This window comes from Streptomyces sp. NPDC085460 (assembly GCF_044541975.1).
Classification (GTDB): domain Bacteria; phylum Actinomycetota; class Actinomycetes; order Streptomycetales; family Streptomycetaceae; genus Streptomyces.
This window is the reverse complement of the sequence record NZ_JBITTO010000003.1, coordinates 530,120-545,983: the sequence shown is the minus strand read 5'-3', so window position 1 is coordinate 545,983 and position 15,864 is coordinate 530,120. Positions and strand designations below refer to the sequence as shown.

Sequence of the window (15,864 nt, the reverse complement as noted above, 5' to 3'; positions counted from 1 at the left end):
CCGCTGCCTCAGGCCATCAGGAGCGACGGGCTGTCCCGCCACTTGAGGATCTTGTCGAAGCTGACCACCGCGCCGCCGCGGCCCGAGCGGCCGAACTGGACGTGGTCGGACAGCTCCTCGATCAGCCGCAGCCCGCGCCCGTGCTCGGCGTCCGGACCGGCGGCGGGGGCCGGCTCCGCCCGCGTCCCGGAGAAGCCGGGACCGGCGTCGGCGACCTCGATACGGCAGGTCTCGCCGTCGAGGAAGGCCGTGACCCGGTACGCCTCCGAGCCCCGGCCCGCGGCCGCGCCGCCACCGTGCTCGACGGCGTTGGCACACGCCTCGGTGAGGGCCACCGACAGCTCGTAGGACACGTCGGGATCGACCCCGGCCGTCTCCATGGTGCCGAGGAACAGGCGCCGGGCGAGCGGAACGCTCGCGGCCTCGCGCCGCAGATGGAGTGACCACCAGATGCTCATGCTCCAGCCTCCCGGCAGCGGCTCGACATACCCCTACCTATTGCCGGGGGCGGCCGTCCGTAAGCGCCCGAACCGGCCAAGAGCCCTCGTTCGGCGGATGTGACGGGCCCGAAGGCCGGTGTATGTCGCCCCGAAAGCCTCCGTGGTGTCGTCCCGGAAGCCTCCGCATGGCGTCCCGGAAGCCGGTGCCTTTCGCTCCGGATGCCGGTGCGTTTCGCTCCTGATGCCGGCGCGTTGCGCTCCGGAAGCCGGTGGATGTCGTCCCGAACACCCCCAAGAACGACCTTGCGGACCTGCCTCATGGAGGCGGGTGCCCTGGTGCGATGATGGGGCCGCCATGTCTGCCCCCGCGCTCGCTCCACGGCTGCTGAGGGCCGCGGTGTTCACCGCGGTCTGCGTCGTGCTGTCCGCGCTGGGTCACGCCCTCGCCGCCTGCGCGGGCATCGCCCTGTGGTCCCTCCTCGCCGGATTCCTCGGCGTCTTCGGCATCACGGTCCTGCTCACCGGGCGCGAGCGCTCCCTCGGGTTCGTCGTCGCGACCCTCGCGACCGGGCAGCTCGGGCTCCATCTGCTCTTCGGCCTCGGCCAGCGGCAGCTCGCCCTGAGCACCCACGCCGACGACGCGCTGGTACGGATGGCGGCCAAGCTCGTCTGCGGGGCGGGCGCCGCCTCCCTCACCCCCGGCGACGCCGCCGGCATCCTCGACCGTGCCGGGATCGCCCCGGCCTCCGCGCAGGCCCACGCCGGTCTGCACGGAGCCGCGGCGACACCCGCCGACGCGCTGCTGCCGGGCCTGCCGATGCTCCTCGGGCACCTGCTCGCCGCCGTGGTGGCCGGCTGGCTGCTGCGCCGGGGCGACCTCGCCCTGGTCCGGCTCGTCGAACTCTCCGGGCAGGGCGCGGCCGAGCTGGCCGAGAGCACCCTGGTGCGCTCGCTGCGCGCCGCGCTCCGGCTCGTGCGGGCGCTGCTCGCCGGTCTGGCGACGCTGGCTCCCGCCGGTCCCGCCGGCCGGCGGCGTACCGCCTCCGACTCCCCGCCGCCTGTGGCCGGGGCACTCCAGCACACGGTGATCCGCCGCGGCCCTCCGGCCGCCGTCTGCGTCCTCGCAGCCTGACGCGGTCCGCTCCACGGAGGAGCCCACAGGGCACCCTCCACGGAGGAGCCGGCCGCGCCCGTCCGCACCCACCCGCCCGGGTCCGCCCGTGGCCCCGGTGTGCCGGAACGGACCGCCCTTCCTCCTTCCGGGCCCCTCCGCGGGCCCCTCACCGAGCCGGAGTGTCTTCCATGAACCTGTCCCGCGTCGCTCTCGCCGCCGGCACCGCCGCCGCCTCCGTCGTCCTGCTCTCGGGCACGGCCTTCGCGCACGTCAGCGTGCAGCCCCAGGGCGAGGCCGCCCAGGGCGGCTACGCGACCGTGAACATCAAGGTCCCGAACGAGCGCGACAACGCCTCCACCGTGAAGCTGGAGGTCAACTTCCCGCTGGACCACCCGCTCGCGTCCGTCATGCCGCAGCCGGTGCCGGGCTGGAAGGCCGTCGTCACCAAGTCCAAGCTCGACAAGCCGCTGAGCCTGCACGGCAAGCAGATCAACGAGGCCGTCTCCAAGGTCACCTGGACCGCGGACGGCTCGAAGATCGGTCCCGGCCAGTTCCAGCAGTTCCCGCTCTCCCTCGGCCAGCTGCCCGAGAACACCGACCAGCTCGTCCTGAAGGCCATCCAGACCTACGACAACGACGAGATCGTGCGCTGGATCGAGGAGCAGAAGGGCTCCGAGGAGCCGCAGCACCCGGCGCCCGTCCTGAAGCTCTCGGCCGCCGGTGACGACCACCACGGTGGCGGCGCCGCCACCTCCGCCGCGCCGACCGCCTCCGCCTCGGCCCCGGCCTCCGCCGACGCGAAGGGCGGGCACGGGGAGAAGGCCGGCGACCACACCGAGACCGCGTCGGCCTCCTCCACGGACACCACGGCCCGCGTCCTCGGTGTCGTCGGCATCCTCGTCGGCATCGCCGGCGTCGCCTTCGGAGTCCTCGCCGGCCGCCGTCGCTCGGCCTGACGGCCCCCCTCCGCACGCCCAGCACCAGCACCCCGAAAGACAGTCACCGCATGTCCACTGAGAAGACGTCCCCGTCGCGGAGCGACGGGGACGGCACCACAGGCCGCCCCGGGCGGCGCACTCCGCTGATCGTCGCCGCCGTCGCCATCGTGGCCGCCCTCGGCATCACCGCCGCGGTCGGCCTCGGCGGCGAGGACAAGAAGGACACCACCTCGTCCGGCGTCGTCCAGCTCGAGGGCGGCACCGAGCAGGGCAAGGCCGCGACCGTCCTCGACCGGCCGTACACCAAGCCCGACCTCGTCCTCACCGACACCAAGGGCGAGACGTACGACCTGCGCGAGCGCACCAAGGGCAAGCCGACGCTCATCTACTTCGGCTACACCCACTGCCCCGACGTGTGCCCCCTGACGATGAGCAACCTCGCCGTCGCCAAGAAGCAGCTCCCCAAGGCCGACCAGGACAAGCTCCAGGTCGTCTTCGTCACCACCGACCCGGAGCGGGACACCGCCGCCTCGCTGGCCAAGTGGCTGCCCGCGGCCGGCGACCCGTCCTTCGTCGGTCTCACCGGCGAGTTCTCGAAGATCCAGGCGGGCGCCCGCTCGATGGGCATCGGCATCGACCCGCCGAAGAAGGAGAAGGACGGCAGCGTCGTCTCCATGCACGGCGCCCAGGTCGTCGCGTTCTCCCCCACCACCGACCAGGGCTACGTCCTGTACGGGGAGGACACCACCGTCGACGAGTACGCCAAGGACCTGCCGAAGATCATCAAGGGGGAGAACCCGTGACCCGCCGCACCACCGCCCTGTCCGCCGCCGTGGCCCTCGCCGCCGCTCTCGCGCTCACCGGATGCTCTTCGGACGCCGACAAGCCGAAGCTGGAGGTCAGCGGCGCGTTCATGCCCCAGCCCGTGATGGACATGGCCGGCGGCTTCCTCACCATCAAGAACGACAGCGGCACCGCCGACAAGCTCACCTCCGTGACCAGCCCGCTCTCCGACGACGTCCAGATCCACGAGACGAAGAACCAGAAGATGCGACAGGTCACGTCGTTCGACATCCCCGCCAACGGAGAGCTCAAGCTGGAACGCGGCGGGAACCACATCATGTTCATGGCACTGAAGAACAAGCCGAAGCAGGGCGACAAGGTCAGCATCGAGCTGCACTTCGAGAAGGCCGACCCGATCAAGGTCGAGCTCCCCGTCGAGGCCGCCACCCACAACCCGCAGCAGCACTGAGCTCTCGTTGACGGAGTGACACAGTGACGACACCCACCGCCCCGCGCCTCGGCACCGCCCTGGCCCGGCTGCTCGTCCTCGCGGCCGCGCTCCTGGGCACGCTCCTCGCCGGCGCCGCCCCCGCCTCCGCGCACGCGGCACTGACCGGGAGCGACCCGAAGGACGGGGCGGTGGTCGCCACCGCCCCCAAGGAGGTCGGCCTCACCTTCTCGGAACAGGTCGCGATGAGCCCCGACTCGATCCGGGTCCTCGACCCCTCGGGCCGGCGCGCCGACACCGGCGAGATCATCGACCTGTGCAGCGGCGCCGTCGTCAAGTACGGCGTGGCCCTGCGGGCCGGTCTGCCGGACGGCACCTACACCGTCGCCTGGCAGACCGTCTCCGCGGACAGCCACCCGATCGCCGGGGCCTTCACCTTCTCCATCGGCGCCCCCTCCGCCACCACGGTCGCCCTGCCCGAGCAGGCGGCCGGCGGAGGGATCGTCGGCGCCCTCTACGGGATCGCCCGCTATCTCTCGTACGCGGGCTTCGCCGTCCTCGTCGGCGGCGGCGCCTTCGTGCTGCTCTGCTGGCCGCGCGGGGCGAGCGTCCGGCCCGTGCAGCAGACCGTCGTACGGGGCTGGCTCACCCTCACCGGCGCCACCCTGGTCATGCTGCTGCTGCGCGGCCCGTACACCGGCTCCGGCAAGCTCGCCGACGCCTTCGACCTGGCCGGGCTCCAGGCCGTGCTCCAGACCAAGACGGGGGCCGCGCTCACCTCCCGGCTGCTCCTGCTCGGGGCGGCCGCGCTCTTCGTCGCCGTCCTCTTCGGCGCGTACGCCCGGCGCACCGACCCGAAGGAGCGCAAGGACCTGACCTTCGGCCTGGGGCTCGGCGGCACCGTCGTCGCCGCGGGCATCGCCGGCACCTGGGCGCTGGCCGAGCACGCCTCCACCGGCATCCAGACGGGCATCGCCATGCCCGTCGACATCCTGCACCTGCTCGCGGTCGCCGCCTGGCTCGGCGGGCTCACCACCCTGCTGGTCGCCCTCTACCGGTCGCCCTCGGTGGAGCGCGCGGCGGTCGAGCGCTTCTCCCGCGTCGCCTTCGCCTCGGTCGCCGTCCTGGTCGCCACCGGCATCTACCAGTCCTGGCGCCAGGTCGGCTCCTGGTCCGCCCTCACCGGCACCCGGTACGGGCAGCTGCTGCTGGTCAAGATCGGCCTGATGGGCGTGCTCGTCGGCATCGCCTGGATATCCCGCCGCTGGACCCGGCGCCTGGCGGAACGAACCGCCGGGGCGGACACGGGGACGGAGCCCGGGACGGAGCCCGGGGCGGAGCCGGATCCTGAGCCCGAGCCTGAGCCGGACGCCGACGAAGAGGAGCTTCAGGACCAGGACCCCCAGGAGGCGCCGGACGCCGCGCGGGCCGCCCAGCTCGCCCGGCAGCGCGCCGCCATGGCCACCGCCCGGCGGAAGAAGGCGCGGGACGCGGACCCCGAGCGGACCGGACTGCGCCGCTCGGTGCTGACCGAGGCCGCCGTGGCCGTCGTCCTGCTCGCCGTGACCACCGTCCTCACCTCCACCGAACCCGGCCGCACCGAGGAGGAGGCCGCCCGGACCGGCGGCCCGACGGCCGGCTCGGCCGCGGTGCCGGACCGCCCGGTGGACATCAGGCTGCCCTTCGACACCGGCGGTGTGGACGGCAAGGGCGTCGTCCGGCTCAGCCTCGACCCGGGCCGCACCGGCGCCAACGCCCTGCACCTCTACGTGGACCGCCCCAACGGCAAGCCGCTGGACGTCCCCGAGATCAAGGTGAACCTGACCCTGGAGGAGAAGGGCGTGGGCCCGCTGCCCGTCGCCCCGGACCGGATCCAGACCGGCCACTGGAGCGCGAGCGGCGTGCAGCTGCCGCTGTCCGGCGAATGGCGGATCCAGGTGACGGTCCGTACCTCCGAGATCGACCAGACCACCATCGAGAAGAACGTCAAGATCGGCTGAATGACCGTGAGCAACCCCGTGACCGGCCCCGCGTCCGACCACGCCGCCGCCCCCGCGTCCGACGGCGCCCACCTCGACATCTCCCGGCGCCGGCTCCTCGGCACCGTCGGCGCGGCGGGCGCGGCCGGCCTCGTGATCGGCGCCGCCGGCGGTGCCGGGATCGCGGCGGCGGTCTCCGAGGACGGCTCCGCGCCGGGGGCCGCCGGTCCGCAGGCCCTCACCTCGGTGGGAGCGACCGAGGTGATGTTTCACGGGAAACATCAGCCCGGCATCACCACCCCGCTCCAGTCGCGCGGTCACCTGATCGCCTTCGACCTCGCCCCGGGGGCCGGCCGCAAGGAGGCCGCGGCGCTGCTGCGCCGCTGGTCGGCGACGGCGCGGACGCTGATGGCCGGGGAGGCCCCGTCGACGGACACCGGGATCGCGCTGGACGCGGGCCCGTCCTCCCTCACCGTCACCTTCGGTTTCGGCCGCACCTTCTTCGACCGGACCGGGCTGACCGCCCGCCGGCCGGCGCAGCTCGACCCGCTGCCCGCCTTCTCCTCCGACGCGGTCGACCCGAAGCGGTCGGAGGGCGACCTGTGGGTGCAGATCGGGGCGGACGACGCCCTGGTCGCCTTCCACGCGCTGCGCGCGCTCCAGAAGGAGGCCGGCGGCGCGGCGCGGGTGCGCTGGCAGATGAACGGCTTCAACCGCTCGGCCGGGGCGACCGCCCGCCCCATGACGGCCCGGAACCTGATGGGCCAGGTCGACGGCACCAACAACCCGAAGCCCACCGACGCCGACTTCGACCGGCGGATCTTCGTCCCGGCCGGGGCGACCGGCGCCCAGGACTGGATGGCGGGCGGCTCCTACGCGGTCGTGCGGCGGATCCGGATGCTCCTGGACGACTGGGAGGGGCTGTCGCCGGAGAGGCAGGAGCGGGTCATCGGCCGCCGCAAGGCGGACGGGGCGCCGCTGTCCGGCGGTTCGGAGACCACTCCGCTCGACCTGAACAAGACGGGCCCGGACGGGAAGCTCGCCATCCCCGACAACGCCCACGCCCGGATCTCCGCCCCCGAACAGAACGGCGGTGCGGCGATGCTGCGCCGGCCCTTCTCGTTCCACGACGGGATCGGCGCGGACGGCACCCCGGACGCGGGACTCCTCTTCATCTGCTGGCAGGCCGATCCGCTGCGCGGCTTCGTGCCGGTGCAGCGCAAGCTCGACCGGGGCGACGCGCTGTCCGCGTTCGTCCGGCACGAGTCGAGCGGGCTCTTCGCGGTGCCGGGCGGAGCCGCCGAGGGCGAGTACGTCGGCCAGCGGCTCCTGGAGAGCTGACGCCCGACACGCACCGGGGGCGGGTGCTCGGTGCCTGCCCCGAGGGCGGGCCGGTGCCCGTTTGAGGGCTGAGACGGGACGGGGCCGGAGCCCGGGGCGCATTAGGGTGACGGTATGTCCGCCACCCGGTACACCTACCTCGGCCCCGAAGGCACGTTCACGGAGGCCGCGCTGCGGAGCCTGCCCGAGGCGGCCACGCGGGAGCTCGTCCCCATGGTCTCCGTCCCGGCCGCGCTCGACGCCGTACGGAACGGGGAGGCGGCCGCCGCGCTCGTGCCGATCGAGAACTCGGTCGAGGGCGGGGTGACGGCGACCCTCGACGAGCTGGCCTCGGGCGAGCCCCTGATGATCTACCGCGAGGTGCTGCTGCCGATCGCCTTCGCGCTGCTGGTGCGCCCCGGGACCGCGCTGTCGGACGTCAAGACGGTGACGGGCCACCCGGTCGCCCAGCCGCAGGTGCGCAAGTGGCTGCGCAAGCACCTCCCGGAGGCGGTGTGGGAGTCGGCCGCGTCCAACGCGGACGGGGCCCGGCTCGTGCAGGAGGGGCGGTTCGACGCCGCCTTCGCGGGCGAGTTCGCGGCGGCGACGTACGGCCTGGAGGCACTGGTCAAGCAGATCCACGACGCGGAGAACGCGGAGACGCGCTTCGTGCTCGTGGGCCGGCCGGCCCGGCCGGCGGCGCCGACCGGCGCGGACAAGACCTCGGTGGTGCTGTGGCTGGGTGACGATCATCCGGGTGCCCTTCTGGAACTCCTCCAGGAGTTCGCGGTGCGTGGGGTGAACCTGATGCTGATCCAGTCCCGGCCGACGGGGGCGGGGATCGGGAACTACTGCTTCGCCGTGGACGCCGAGGGCCACGTCTCGGACCGGCGGGTCGGCGAGGCTCTGATGGGCCTGAAGCGGATCTGCCCGCAGGTGCGCTTCCTCGGCTCGTACCCGCGGGCCGGCGCGTCTCGCGCGGACGTCAGGCCACTGCGGCGGGGGACCTCGGACGAGGAGTTCACGGCTGCCTCCGACTGGCTGGCGAGGGCCCAGGACGGCAGGGCCTGACCGCGATAGTGACCGATCTGCGCAGGTCGTGCGTTCGGTCATCCACAGGCAGGCATCATTAGTCCTACCTGCATACTTTTCGGTTTCCCCCAAGAGTTATCCACAGGCTTGAGGTGCAAGCTGGGGACAAGTCGACACCCGCCCCCGACAAGGTCGACAAATCACCCTCGTCACCCCTCGCGCGCATGGACTCCATCCACAGGACGCACCGTTGTCCACGTCAGAGCGACCCCCTGACACTCACCCTCCGGAGCGAGCGATTCCCCTCGAAATGAGTGCGTGAATCGGGTTTGATCACGCAATTCGGAGGTGGCGGAACCGAAATCCACAGAACTTCCGCACACCCTGTGGATAACTCGCTTTCCCTGTAATCCCGAGACCCCTACAAGAACCTCAATTCGGGCATACCAACACGCGCCCGCATATCCGGTGGGGTCGCGCGAGCGCACACCGGTAGCCTGGTGGGGTGATTGACCTTCGCCTGCTCCGTGAGGACCCCGACCGTGTTCGCGCCTCCCAGCGCGCCCGTGGAGAGGACGTCGGCCTCGTCGACGCCCTGCTCTCCGCCGATGAGCGGCGCAGGTCGTCCGGCGTCCGCTTCGACGAGCTCCGATCCGAGCAGAAGGCGCTCGGCAAGCTGATCCCCAGGGCCACCCCGGAGGAGCGCACCGAGCTCCTCCAGCGGGCCGAGCAGCTCAAGACCGACGTCAAGGCCGCCGAGGCCGAGCAGAACGAGGCCGACGAGACGGCCCGTACGCTCCTCCTCCGGCTCGGCAACATCGTCCACCAGGACGTGCCGGTCGGCGGCGAGGAGGACTTCGTCGTCCTGGAGACGCACGGCACCATCCGCGACTTCGCGGCCGAGGGCTTCGAGCCCAAGGACCACCTGGAGCTGGGCGAGGCGCTCGGCGCCATCGACGTCGAGCGGGGCGCCAAGGTCTCCGGCTCGCGCTTCTACTACCTGACCGGCGTCGGCGCCCTCCTGGAGCTCGCCCTGGTCAACGCGGCCATCGCGCAGGCCACCGAGGCCGGCTTCATCCCGATGCTCACCCCCGCGCTGGTCCGCCCGCGCGCCATGGAGGGCACCGGCTTCCTCGGCCAGGCCGCGGAGAACGTGTACCACCTGGAGAAGGACGACTACTACCTGGTCGGCACCTCCGAGGTCCCGCTCGCCGCGTACCACATGGACGAGATCATCGACGCCGACAAGCTGCCGCTGCGGTACGCGGGCTTCTCGCCCTGCTTCCGCCGCGAGGCCGGCACGTACGGCAAGGACACCCGCGGCATCTTCCGCGTCCACCAGTTCGACAAGGTCGAGATGTTCTCGTACGTCGCGCCCGAGGACGCGGAGAACGAGCACAAGCGGCTCCTGGACTGGGAGAAGCAGTGGCTCACCTCCCTGGAGCTGCCCTTCCAGGTGATCGACGTCGCCACCGGCGACCTCGGCTCCTCGGCCTCCCGCAAGTTCGACTGCGAGGCGTGGATCCCCACCCAGGGCAAGTACCGCGAGCTGACCTCGGCCTCCAACTGCGACGGCTTCCAGGCCCGCCGCCTCTCGGTCCGCATGCGCGAGGAGCAGGGCGGCAAGAAGACCGTCCAGCCGCTCGCCACGCTGAACGGCACGCTGTGCGCCGTCCCGCGCACCATCGTCGCCATCCTGGAGAACCACCAGCTCGCCGACGGTTCGGTGCGCGTCCCGGAGGTCCTCCGGCCGTACCTGGGCGGGCGCGAGGTCCTGGAGCCGATCGCCAAGTGAGCGCCTTCCCCTACCGTCTGGTCGCGACGGACCTCGACGGCACGCTGCTGCGGGCCGACGAGTCCGTCTCGGACCGCACCCGGGAGGCTCTCGCCGCGGTGACGGCGGCGGGCGCCGCCCACATCGTCGTCACCGGCCGGGCGGTGCCCTGGACCCGGCACATCCTCGACGACCTCGGCTACGAGGGGATCGCGGTGTGCGGCCAGGGCGCGCAGGTCTACCACGCCGGTGAGCACCGGCTGCTGACCTCGCTGACCCTGGACCGGCAGCTCGCCGGGCTCGCCCTCTCCAAGATCGAGGCGGAGGTGGGCCCGCTGGCGCTGGCCGCGAGCCGTGACGGTCTCGACGGCGAGGTCCTGGTGGGCCCCGGCTACCGGGCGCAGGAGGGGCCGCTCGCCTACGTGTCGTACGAGGACCCGGCCGAGGTGTGGGCGGCGCCGCTCACCAAGCTCTACCTCCAGCACCCGGCGATGACCGACGACGAGCTGACCGCCGTCGCCCGCGCCACCGTCGGCGGGCTGGTCGACGTGGTCATGGCGGGTCCGGGGATCGTGGAGATCCTGCCGCTCGGTCTGAGCAAGGCCACCGGCCTCTCGCTGGCGGCGCGCCGGCTCGGGGTGAAGGCGGCGGACACCATCGCCTTCGGCGACATGCCCAACGACATCCCGATGTTCGGCTGGGCCGCGCACGGGGTCGCGATGGGCAACGCGCACTCGGAGCTGCGGGCGGTGGCGGACGAGGTGACCGCCTCCAACGAGGAGGACGGCATCGCGGTCGTCCTGGAGCGCCTGCTGGCGGCCTGACCCGTCGGGAGATCCCGCGCTCACGGCGGGATCGCCCCTCCACGCGAGAGTCCGTTCGAGGGCCCGCTCCCCCTGGGAGCGGGCCCTCGTCGGTCGCGGCCCGCGCGGACCGAGGGTCCGCGCGCTCGAAGCGGCCGCCACCGGGGGATCCCCCGTGTCCCCCGCACAACTAGTGTGCTCCCGGCCTCCGTTCGCGGTCGACCGGTTTTCCGCGCGGCGACGGTGCCGGCAGGGACGGGTGCCGGGCGGGCGGGTGCCGGGTGAGCGGATAGCAGGCCAGGCCGATCGCGAGCGAGATCGCGTGCCCGAGGTCGGTGTACGTACGGTCCGCGAGCAGCGGTACGAGGAAGAAGGCCACCGCGGCGGCCAGGTAGAGCCATCGCCAGGGCCGGACGATCCGGTAGGTCAGGACCCCGGCGGAGGCGGCGAGGCCGTAGCTGACGCCGATGTCGACGACGTGCGCCATGCTGCGCGGCACGTCGTGGTCGCGGATCGCCAGGAGCACGACCTGCTGGCTGACGAGGGTCGCCGCGATGTGCGCACCGGCGACGACGAAGAGCCATCTGGCCGTGCCCAGCCAGCGCTCCACGGGGGCGTGCAGCGCCTCGAACAGCACCGCGTACAGGAGCAGGTCCGCCGGGTCCTCGATCCAGAAGGCGCTGCCGAGCAGGGCCCGGACCGGGTGGTGGGCGAGCTGGTGCAGGTTGCTGCTGTTGCGGTGCAGGAGGTGGGCGTCCAGCGCGGCCGGGGCCAGCGCGAGGGTGAGGCTCGTGGCCGCGATGACGGCGAGCCAGAGATGCGTACCGGGTGACGAACGGACCCACGACCTGATCGGTCGGGACGGTTCGCCACCCGGGAAGGTTTCGCTCGGCACTTCCCAGTGCCTATCACCTGAAACCGTGGGAGACCTGTGAGGCCGGGCGGTCTCAGAAGTTGATCATGTGGCCGGCGATGCCGTGGATCGCTTCCTTGACGGCCTCGCCCAGGGTCGGGTGGGCGTGGACGTTCCGCGCGACCTCGTGGACGGTGAGGTCCCACTGCTGGGCCAGGGTCAGCTCGGGCAGCAGCTCGGTGACGTCGGGGCCGATCAGGTGGGCGCCGATGATCTCGCCGTGCGTGGCGTCGGCGACGATCTTGACGAAGCCGGTGGAGTCGCCGAGGCCGTGGGCCTTGCCGTTCGCCATGAAGGGGAACTTGGCGACCTTGACGTCGTAGCCCTTCTCGCGGGCCTGCGCCTCGGTGTAGCCGAAGCTGGCGATCTGCGGCTGGCAGTAGGTGGCGCGCGGGATCATGGCGTAGTCGAGCTCCATGGTCTCGGCGTCCGCGATGGTCTCGGCGGCGATGACGCCCATGGCCTCGGCGGTGTGCGCGAGCATCAGCTTCGCGGTGACGTCGCCGATGGCGTAGATGTTCGGCACGGAGGTGCGGCAGCGGCCGTCGACGTCGATGGCGCCGCGCTCGGTGAGGGCGACGCCGGTGTTCTCCAGGCCGTAGCCGGAGACGTTCGGGGCGAAGCCGATGGCCTGGAGGACCTTGTCGGCCTCCAGCACCTTGCTCGCGCCGTCCTTCCCGGTGACGGTGACGCGGACCTGCGGGCCGGACTCGTCGATGGCCTCGACGCGGGTCGAGGTGAGGACGTCGATGCCGAGCTTGCGGTACTGCTTCGCGAGCTCCTTCGAGACCTCCTCGTCCTCCAGCGGGGCCATCCGGTCGAGGAACTCGACGATGGTGACCTTGGTGCCGTAGTTGTTCAGCACGTACGCGAACTCGATGCCGATGGCGCCGGCGCCGGCGATGACGATCGACTTCGGGGCGTCCTCGGCGAGGATCTGCTGCTCGTACGAGACGACGCGGTCGCTGAGGGCGGTGCCGGGCAGCAGGCGCGGGGTGGCGCCGGTGGCGATGATGCAGTTGTCGAAGGTGATCGTCTGCGTGGAGCCGTCGGCCTTCGCCACCTGGAGGGTGTTCGCGTCGAGGAAGGTGCCCCGGCCGTCGAACTCCGTGATGCCGTTCTTCTTCATCAGGAAGTGGACGCCCTTGACGCGGCCGTCCGCGACCGTGCGGCTGCGGCGGTAGGCGTCGCCGTAGTCGAAGGTCACCGTGCCGTCGACCTTGATGCCGAAGGTCTTGGCCTCGTGGTTGAAGATGTGCGCCAGTTCGGCGTTGCGGAGCAGCGCCTTGGTGGGGATGCAGCCGACGTTCAGGCAGACACCGCCCCAGTACTTCTCCTCGACGACCGCGACCCGCTTGCCCAGCTGGGCGGCGCGGATGGCGGCGACGTAGCCGCCGGGGCCAGCTCCGAGTACGACGACGTCGAAGCGGTCTGACATGACTGACTCCCGAGGGTGATGAGGGTGTTCGGTGCACGTACGAGCCCACAGTAGTCCGGTCACCGGGCGGCGCCCCGGCGGATCCGTCACCTCTGTGGATTACTTGTAGGATGACTGGGCAACTGGGCGAATCAAGGCTGGAGGTACGGGCGGATGGCGGCACTGAGAGCGGCGGGACGCACCTCGCTGGTGGACTCCGCGGTGGAGCAGCTGCGGGCACAGCTCGCCGAGGGCGAGTGGGCCGTCGGCGACCGCATCCCGACCGAGCACGACCTCGCCCAGCAGCTCGGCGTCGGCCGCAACACCGTCCGCGAGGCGGTCCGGGTCCTCGTCCACGCCGGGCTCCTGGAGTCGCGGCAGGGCAACGGCACCTTCGTCCGCTCCACCGCCGACCCGGCCGCCGTACTGCGCGGGGTCCGGCACGCCGGCGCCCGGGACGTCCTGGAGCTGCGGACCGCCCTGGAGGCGGAGGCGGCGCGGCTCGCGGCGGAGCGCAGGGACACCCACGACCTGCTGCGGCTGCGGGCCGCCCTGACCACCCTCCGCGAGGAGGGCGACCGGGACGCCGACGCCGACCTCGCCTTCCACCTGGCGGTGGTCGCCGCCACCCACAACACGGCCTTCATCGAGGTCTACCGCTTCTTCTCCGCCCAGGTCCACGAGGTCCTCGTCGAGGCGCTCGGGGACCGCGCGATGCCGCCGGTCGACATCGACGCGCACGAGGCCCTGGTCGCCGCCGTCGAGGCGGGCGACGCGGACGCGGCCGAACGGCAGGCCCGTGAGCTGCTGCGGGTCCCGGCGGAGACGGTGGCGGCGCTCATGGAGGAGACGGCCGCCGGCCCGGAGACGGGGGCACGCGCGTGAAGGGGACGGAAACGGGCCCCGCGCGCGTACTGGTCGACGCCGAGGCCGACGTACGGCCGTCGTCCGCCGGGGCGGCGGCGCGGCGGGCGCTGCTCGCCCATCCGGTGCTGCTGCTCGTCGGCATCGTGCTCGCCTCGCTCAACATGCGGGTGGCGCTGGCGAGCGTGGCGCCGCTGGTCGGCGAGATAGCCGGGGCCTTCGGCCTCTCCTCGACCGCGGGCTCGCTCATCACCTCGATCCCGGTGCTCTTCCTGGGCCTCGGCGCGCTGGTCGCGCCCTGGCTGGGGCGCCGATTCGGCGCCGAGCGGACCGTGCTCGCCGCGCTCCTGCTGCTCGCCGGCGGCATCCTGCTGCGGCTGCTGCCCTCGGTGACGGCGCTGTACGGCGGCGGGGTCCTCGTCGGCACCGCCATCGCCCTGCTCAACGTGCTGATGCCGGGGCTGATCAAGCGGGACTTCCCGGACCGGGCCGCCGCCATGACCTCCGTCTACACGGGGGCGATGGTCGCCGGCGCGACGGTCGCCGCGGCGGCGGCCGTCCCGCTGGAGGAGGCGCTCGGCGGCGGCTGGCAGGGCTCGCTCGGCTTCTGGTCGCTGCTCGCCGTGGTGGCCGCGGTGGCCTGGCTGCCGCAGGTGCTGATCGCCCGGGGCCGTACCGGTCACGAGGTACGGGCGGTCACGACGCCCGGCGCGGCTCCCACGCGCGTGTGTCGCTCGGCGCTCGCCTGGCAGGTGACGCTCTTCATGGGCCTGCAGTCGCTGTGGTCGTACGTGCTGATCGCCTGGATGCCGACGATCTTCACCGACCACGGGATGAGCCGCTCCGAGGCAGGTGTGGTCTTCGCCTTCAACAATCTGATCCAGATCGCCGGGGCCTTCGCGGTGCCGCTGCTCGCGGGCCGCATGCGGAGCCAGCGACCTCTGGTGGTGCTGGTGACGACGCTGGTCGGCGCCGGTTACGCGGGCCTGCTCGTCGCCCCGGCCGAGGGCGCGTGGCTCTGGTCGGCGGTCCTCGGCATCGGCCAGGGCGGGGCCCTGGGGCTCGCCCTGACCCTGATCGTGCTGCGTACCAAGGACGCGCCGACGGCCGCCCGGCTCTCCGGGATGGCCCAGACGGTCGGCTATCTGCTGGCCGCCGCCGGGCCGCTCACGGCCGGTGCCCTGCACCAGGCGACCGGCTCGTGGACGCTGCCGATCTCGCTGGTGCTGGCCGTCTGCGCCGCGGCCGCGGGCGTCGGCCTGCTCGCCGCCCGCGACCGTACCGTCTGACGCCGCGTCCGGACCGGGGCTACTCCTCGCCGGCCAGCTTCAGCGTGCGCAGCTTGTGGCCGGCGAACCAGGTGGCGCCGAGGGTGACGGCGACCAGGAGCACCGATGCCGTCGGCAGCGCCACGTCCGAGTTGACCAGCCCCTCGCCGGTGACCTTCTCGGCCAGGGCGAGGGCCCACTGCTGGACGCTGAGGGTGCGGGCGCCGGCGATCAGGGAGCCGAACAGGGCCTCCCAGACCAGGGCGTAGACGAGGCCGATCACCACGGCGTGCCGGCTGACCGTGCCGAGCAGCAGGAAGAGCGCGCTGTAGGCGATGGAGGCGACCAGCGCGGCGACCATGTAGGCCACGGCGACCTGCTGCCCGTTCCCGTTCAGGATGAAGCCGGCGATCAGCGTGGGCACGGCGGAGAAGGCCATGGTCACGGCGATGGCCACGATCAGCTTGGTGGTGATGATCGTCGGCCGCTTCACCGGCTTGGAGAGCAGGTAGACGATGGAGCCGTCGTCGATCTCCGGGCCGATCGCGCCCGTGCCGGCGATGACGCCGATCAGCGGCACCATCGTGGCGAGCGCGAAGCCGCCGAGGAGGTCGGCCGCGACCTGGTCGTCCGCGCCGTTGATGACGCGGACCGCCGTGGCGATCAGCAGGAGCAGACCGGGCAGGAGGAAGAGGATCGCCGCCCGGCGGCGGCCGAGGAGGGCCCGGTAGGTGAGCCGGGCGACGGTGGGGTCGTACATCGGGGTCATGC

General features: G+C 72.6%; 15 protein-coding genes. 11 read left to right on the top strand and 4 right to left on the bottom strand.

Going from position 1 to position 15,864, the window contains the following annotated elements:
* Positions 1–8: 8 nt before the first annotated feature.
* Entirely contained in the window at positions 9–458 is a 450-nt protein-coding gene (locus ACIGHB_RS10350) for an ATP-binding protein (protein WP_360316341.1), read from the bottom strand.
* A 337-nt stretch (positions 459–795) separates the two neighbouring features.
* Between ACIGHB_RS10350 and ACIGHB_RS10345 the strand changes: the two genes are divergently transcribed.
* The 9 genes from ACIGHB_RS10345 to ACIGHB_RS10305 all read left to right on the top strand — a co-directional run bounded on the left by ACIGHB_RS10345 (position 796) and on the right by ACIGHB_RS10305 (position 10,652).
* A complete protein-coding gene (locus tag ACIGHB_RS10345) occupies positions 796–1,572 on the top strand; it encodes a hypothetical protein (protein ID WP_399911354.1) in 777 nt (258 codons plus the stop codon).
* Positions 1,573–1,742: 170 nt separating this feature from the next.
* Positions 1,743–2,510 carry a YcnI family protein gene (locus tag ACIGHB_RS10340; protein ID WP_399911351.1) on the top strand — a complete coding sequence of 256 codons (768 nt, stop codon included), beginning with the start codon at positions 1,743–1,745 and terminating at the stop codon, positions 2,508–2,510.
* Positions 2,511–2,560: 50 nt separating this feature from the next.
* Positions 2,561–3,295, top strand: a complete 735-nt coding sequence (locus ACIGHB_RS10335) for an SCO family protein (protein WP_360316333.1) — start codon at positions 2,561–2,563, stop codon at positions 3,293–3,295.
* The gene (locus ACIGHB_RS10330) at positions 3,292–3,744 is read left to right on the top strand and encodes a copper chaperone PCu(A)C (protein WP_399911348.1); all 453 of its coding nucleotides are present in this window, start codon (positions 3,292–3,294) and stop codon (positions 3,742–3,744) included. Before ACIGHB_RS10335 ends, ACIGHB_RS10330 begins: the two co-directional genes overlap by 4 nt.
* A gap of 23 nt (positions 3,745–3,767) precedes the next feature.
* Positions 3,768–5,723, top strand: a complete 1,956-nt coding sequence (locus ACIGHB_RS10325) for a copper resistance protein CopC (protein ID WP_399911345.1) — start codon at positions 3,768–3,770, stop codon at positions 5,721–5,723.
* Positions 5,724–7,043: an iron uptake transporter deferrochelatase/peroxidase subunit gene (gene efeB, locus ACIGHB_RS10320; RefSeq protein WP_399911342.1), complete on the top strand. Its 1,320-nt coding sequence runs from the start codon at positions 5,724–5,726 to the stop codon at positions 7,041–7,043. It begins immediately after the preceding gene.
* Between the two features lie 114 nt (positions 7,044–7,157).
* Positions 7,158–8,093, top strand: a complete 936-nt coding sequence (gene pheA, locus ACIGHB_RS10315; protein ID WP_360316321.1) for a prephenate dehydratase — start codon at positions 7,158–7,160, stop codon at positions 8,091–8,093.
* A gap of 466 nt (positions 8,094–8,559) precedes the next feature.
* Entirely contained in the window at positions 8,560–9,849 is a 1,290-nt protein-coding gene (serS, locus tag ACIGHB_RS10310; protein WP_399911339.1) for a serine--tRNA ligase, read from the top strand.
* A complete protein-coding gene (locus ACIGHB_RS10305) occupies positions 9,846–10,652 on the top strand; it encodes an HAD family hydrolase (RefSeq protein ID WP_360316315.1) in 807 nt (268 codons plus the stop codon). The genes serS and ACIGHB_RS10305 overlap by 4 nt, the downstream gene beginning before the upstream one ends.
* Before the next feature lie 169 nt (positions 10,653–10,821).
* Here ACIGHB_RS10305 and ACIGHB_RS10300 read toward each other — a convergent pair whose 3' ends face one another.
* Positions 10,822–11,526, bottom strand: a complete 705-nt coding sequence (locus ACIGHB_RS10300; protein ID WP_399911336.1) for a rhomboid-like protein — start codon at positions 11,524–11,526, stop codon at positions 10,822–10,824.
* 52 nt (positions 11,527–11,578) lie between these two features.
* Positions 11,579–12,982 carry a dihydrolipoyl dehydrogenase gene (gene lpdA / locus ACIGHB_RS10295; protein WP_360316310.1) on the bottom strand — a complete coding sequence of 468 codons (1,404 nt, stop codon included), beginning with the start codon at positions 12,980–12,982 and terminating at the stop codon, positions 11,579–11,581.
* A gap of 153 nt (positions 12,983–13,135) precedes the next feature.
* On the opposite strand from lpdA, the gene ACIGHB_RS10290 reads away from it, so the two are divergent.
* Positions 13,136–13,846, top strand: a complete 711-nt coding sequence (locus tag ACIGHB_RS10290) for an FCD domain-containing protein (protein WP_360316307.1) — start codon at positions 13,136–13,138, stop codon at positions 13,844–13,846.
* On the top strand, positions 13,843–15,114 hold the full coding sequence (locus ACIGHB_RS10285; protein ID WP_399911331.1) for a CynX/NimT family MFS transporter: 1,272 nt from the start codon (positions 13,843–13,845) through the stop codon (positions 15,112–15,114). Before ACIGHB_RS10290 ends, ACIGHB_RS10285 begins: the two co-directional genes overlap by 4 nt.
* Before the next feature lie 19 nt (positions 15,115–15,133).
* Here ACIGHB_RS10285 and ACIGHB_RS10280 read toward each other — a convergent pair whose 3' ends face one another.
* Complete coding sequence (locus ACIGHB_RS10280; protein WP_360316301.1) at positions 15,134–15,853, bottom strand: ABC transporter permease; 720 nt, start codon at positions 15,851–15,853, stop codon at positions 15,134–15,136.
* Positions 15,854–15,864 lie beyond the last annotated feature (11 nt).

Coding starts and splice junctions, on each gene's coding strand:
- ACIGHB_RS10350 (WP_360316341.1), bottom strand. CDS start 458: ATGAGCATCTGGTGGTCACTCCATCTGCGGCGCGAGGCCGCGAGCGTT.
- ACIGHB_RS10345 (WP_399911354.1), top strand. CDS start 796: ATGTCTGCCCCCGCGCTCGCTCCACGGCTGCTGAGGGCCGCGGTGTTC.
- ACIGHB_RS10340 (WP_399911351.1), top strand. CDS start 1,743: ATGAACCTGTCCCGCGTCGCTCTCGCCGCCGGCACCGCCGCCGCCTCC.
- ACIGHB_RS10335 (WP_360316333.1), top strand. CDS start 2,561: ATGTCCACTGAGAAGACGTCCCCGTCGCGGAGCGACGGGGACGGCACC.
- efeB (WP_399911342.1), top strand. CDS start 5,724: ATGACCGTGAGCAACCCCGTGACCGGCCCCGCGTCCGACCACGCCGCC.
- pheA (WP_360316321.1), top strand. CDS start 7,158: ATGTCCGCCACCCGGTACACCTACCTCGGCCCCGAAGGCACGTTCACG.
- lpdA (WP_360316310.1), bottom strand. CDS start 12,982: ATGTCAGACCGCTTCGACGTCGTCGTACTCGGAGCTGGCCCCGGCGGC.
- ACIGHB_RS10290 (WP_360316307.1), top strand. CDS start 13,136: ATGGCGGCACTGAGAGCGGCGGGACGCACCTCGCTGGTGGACTCCGCG.
- ACIGHB_RS10280 (WP_360316301.1), bottom strand. CDS start 15,853: ATGTACGACCCCACCGTCGCCCGGCTCACCTACCGGGCCCTCCTCGGC.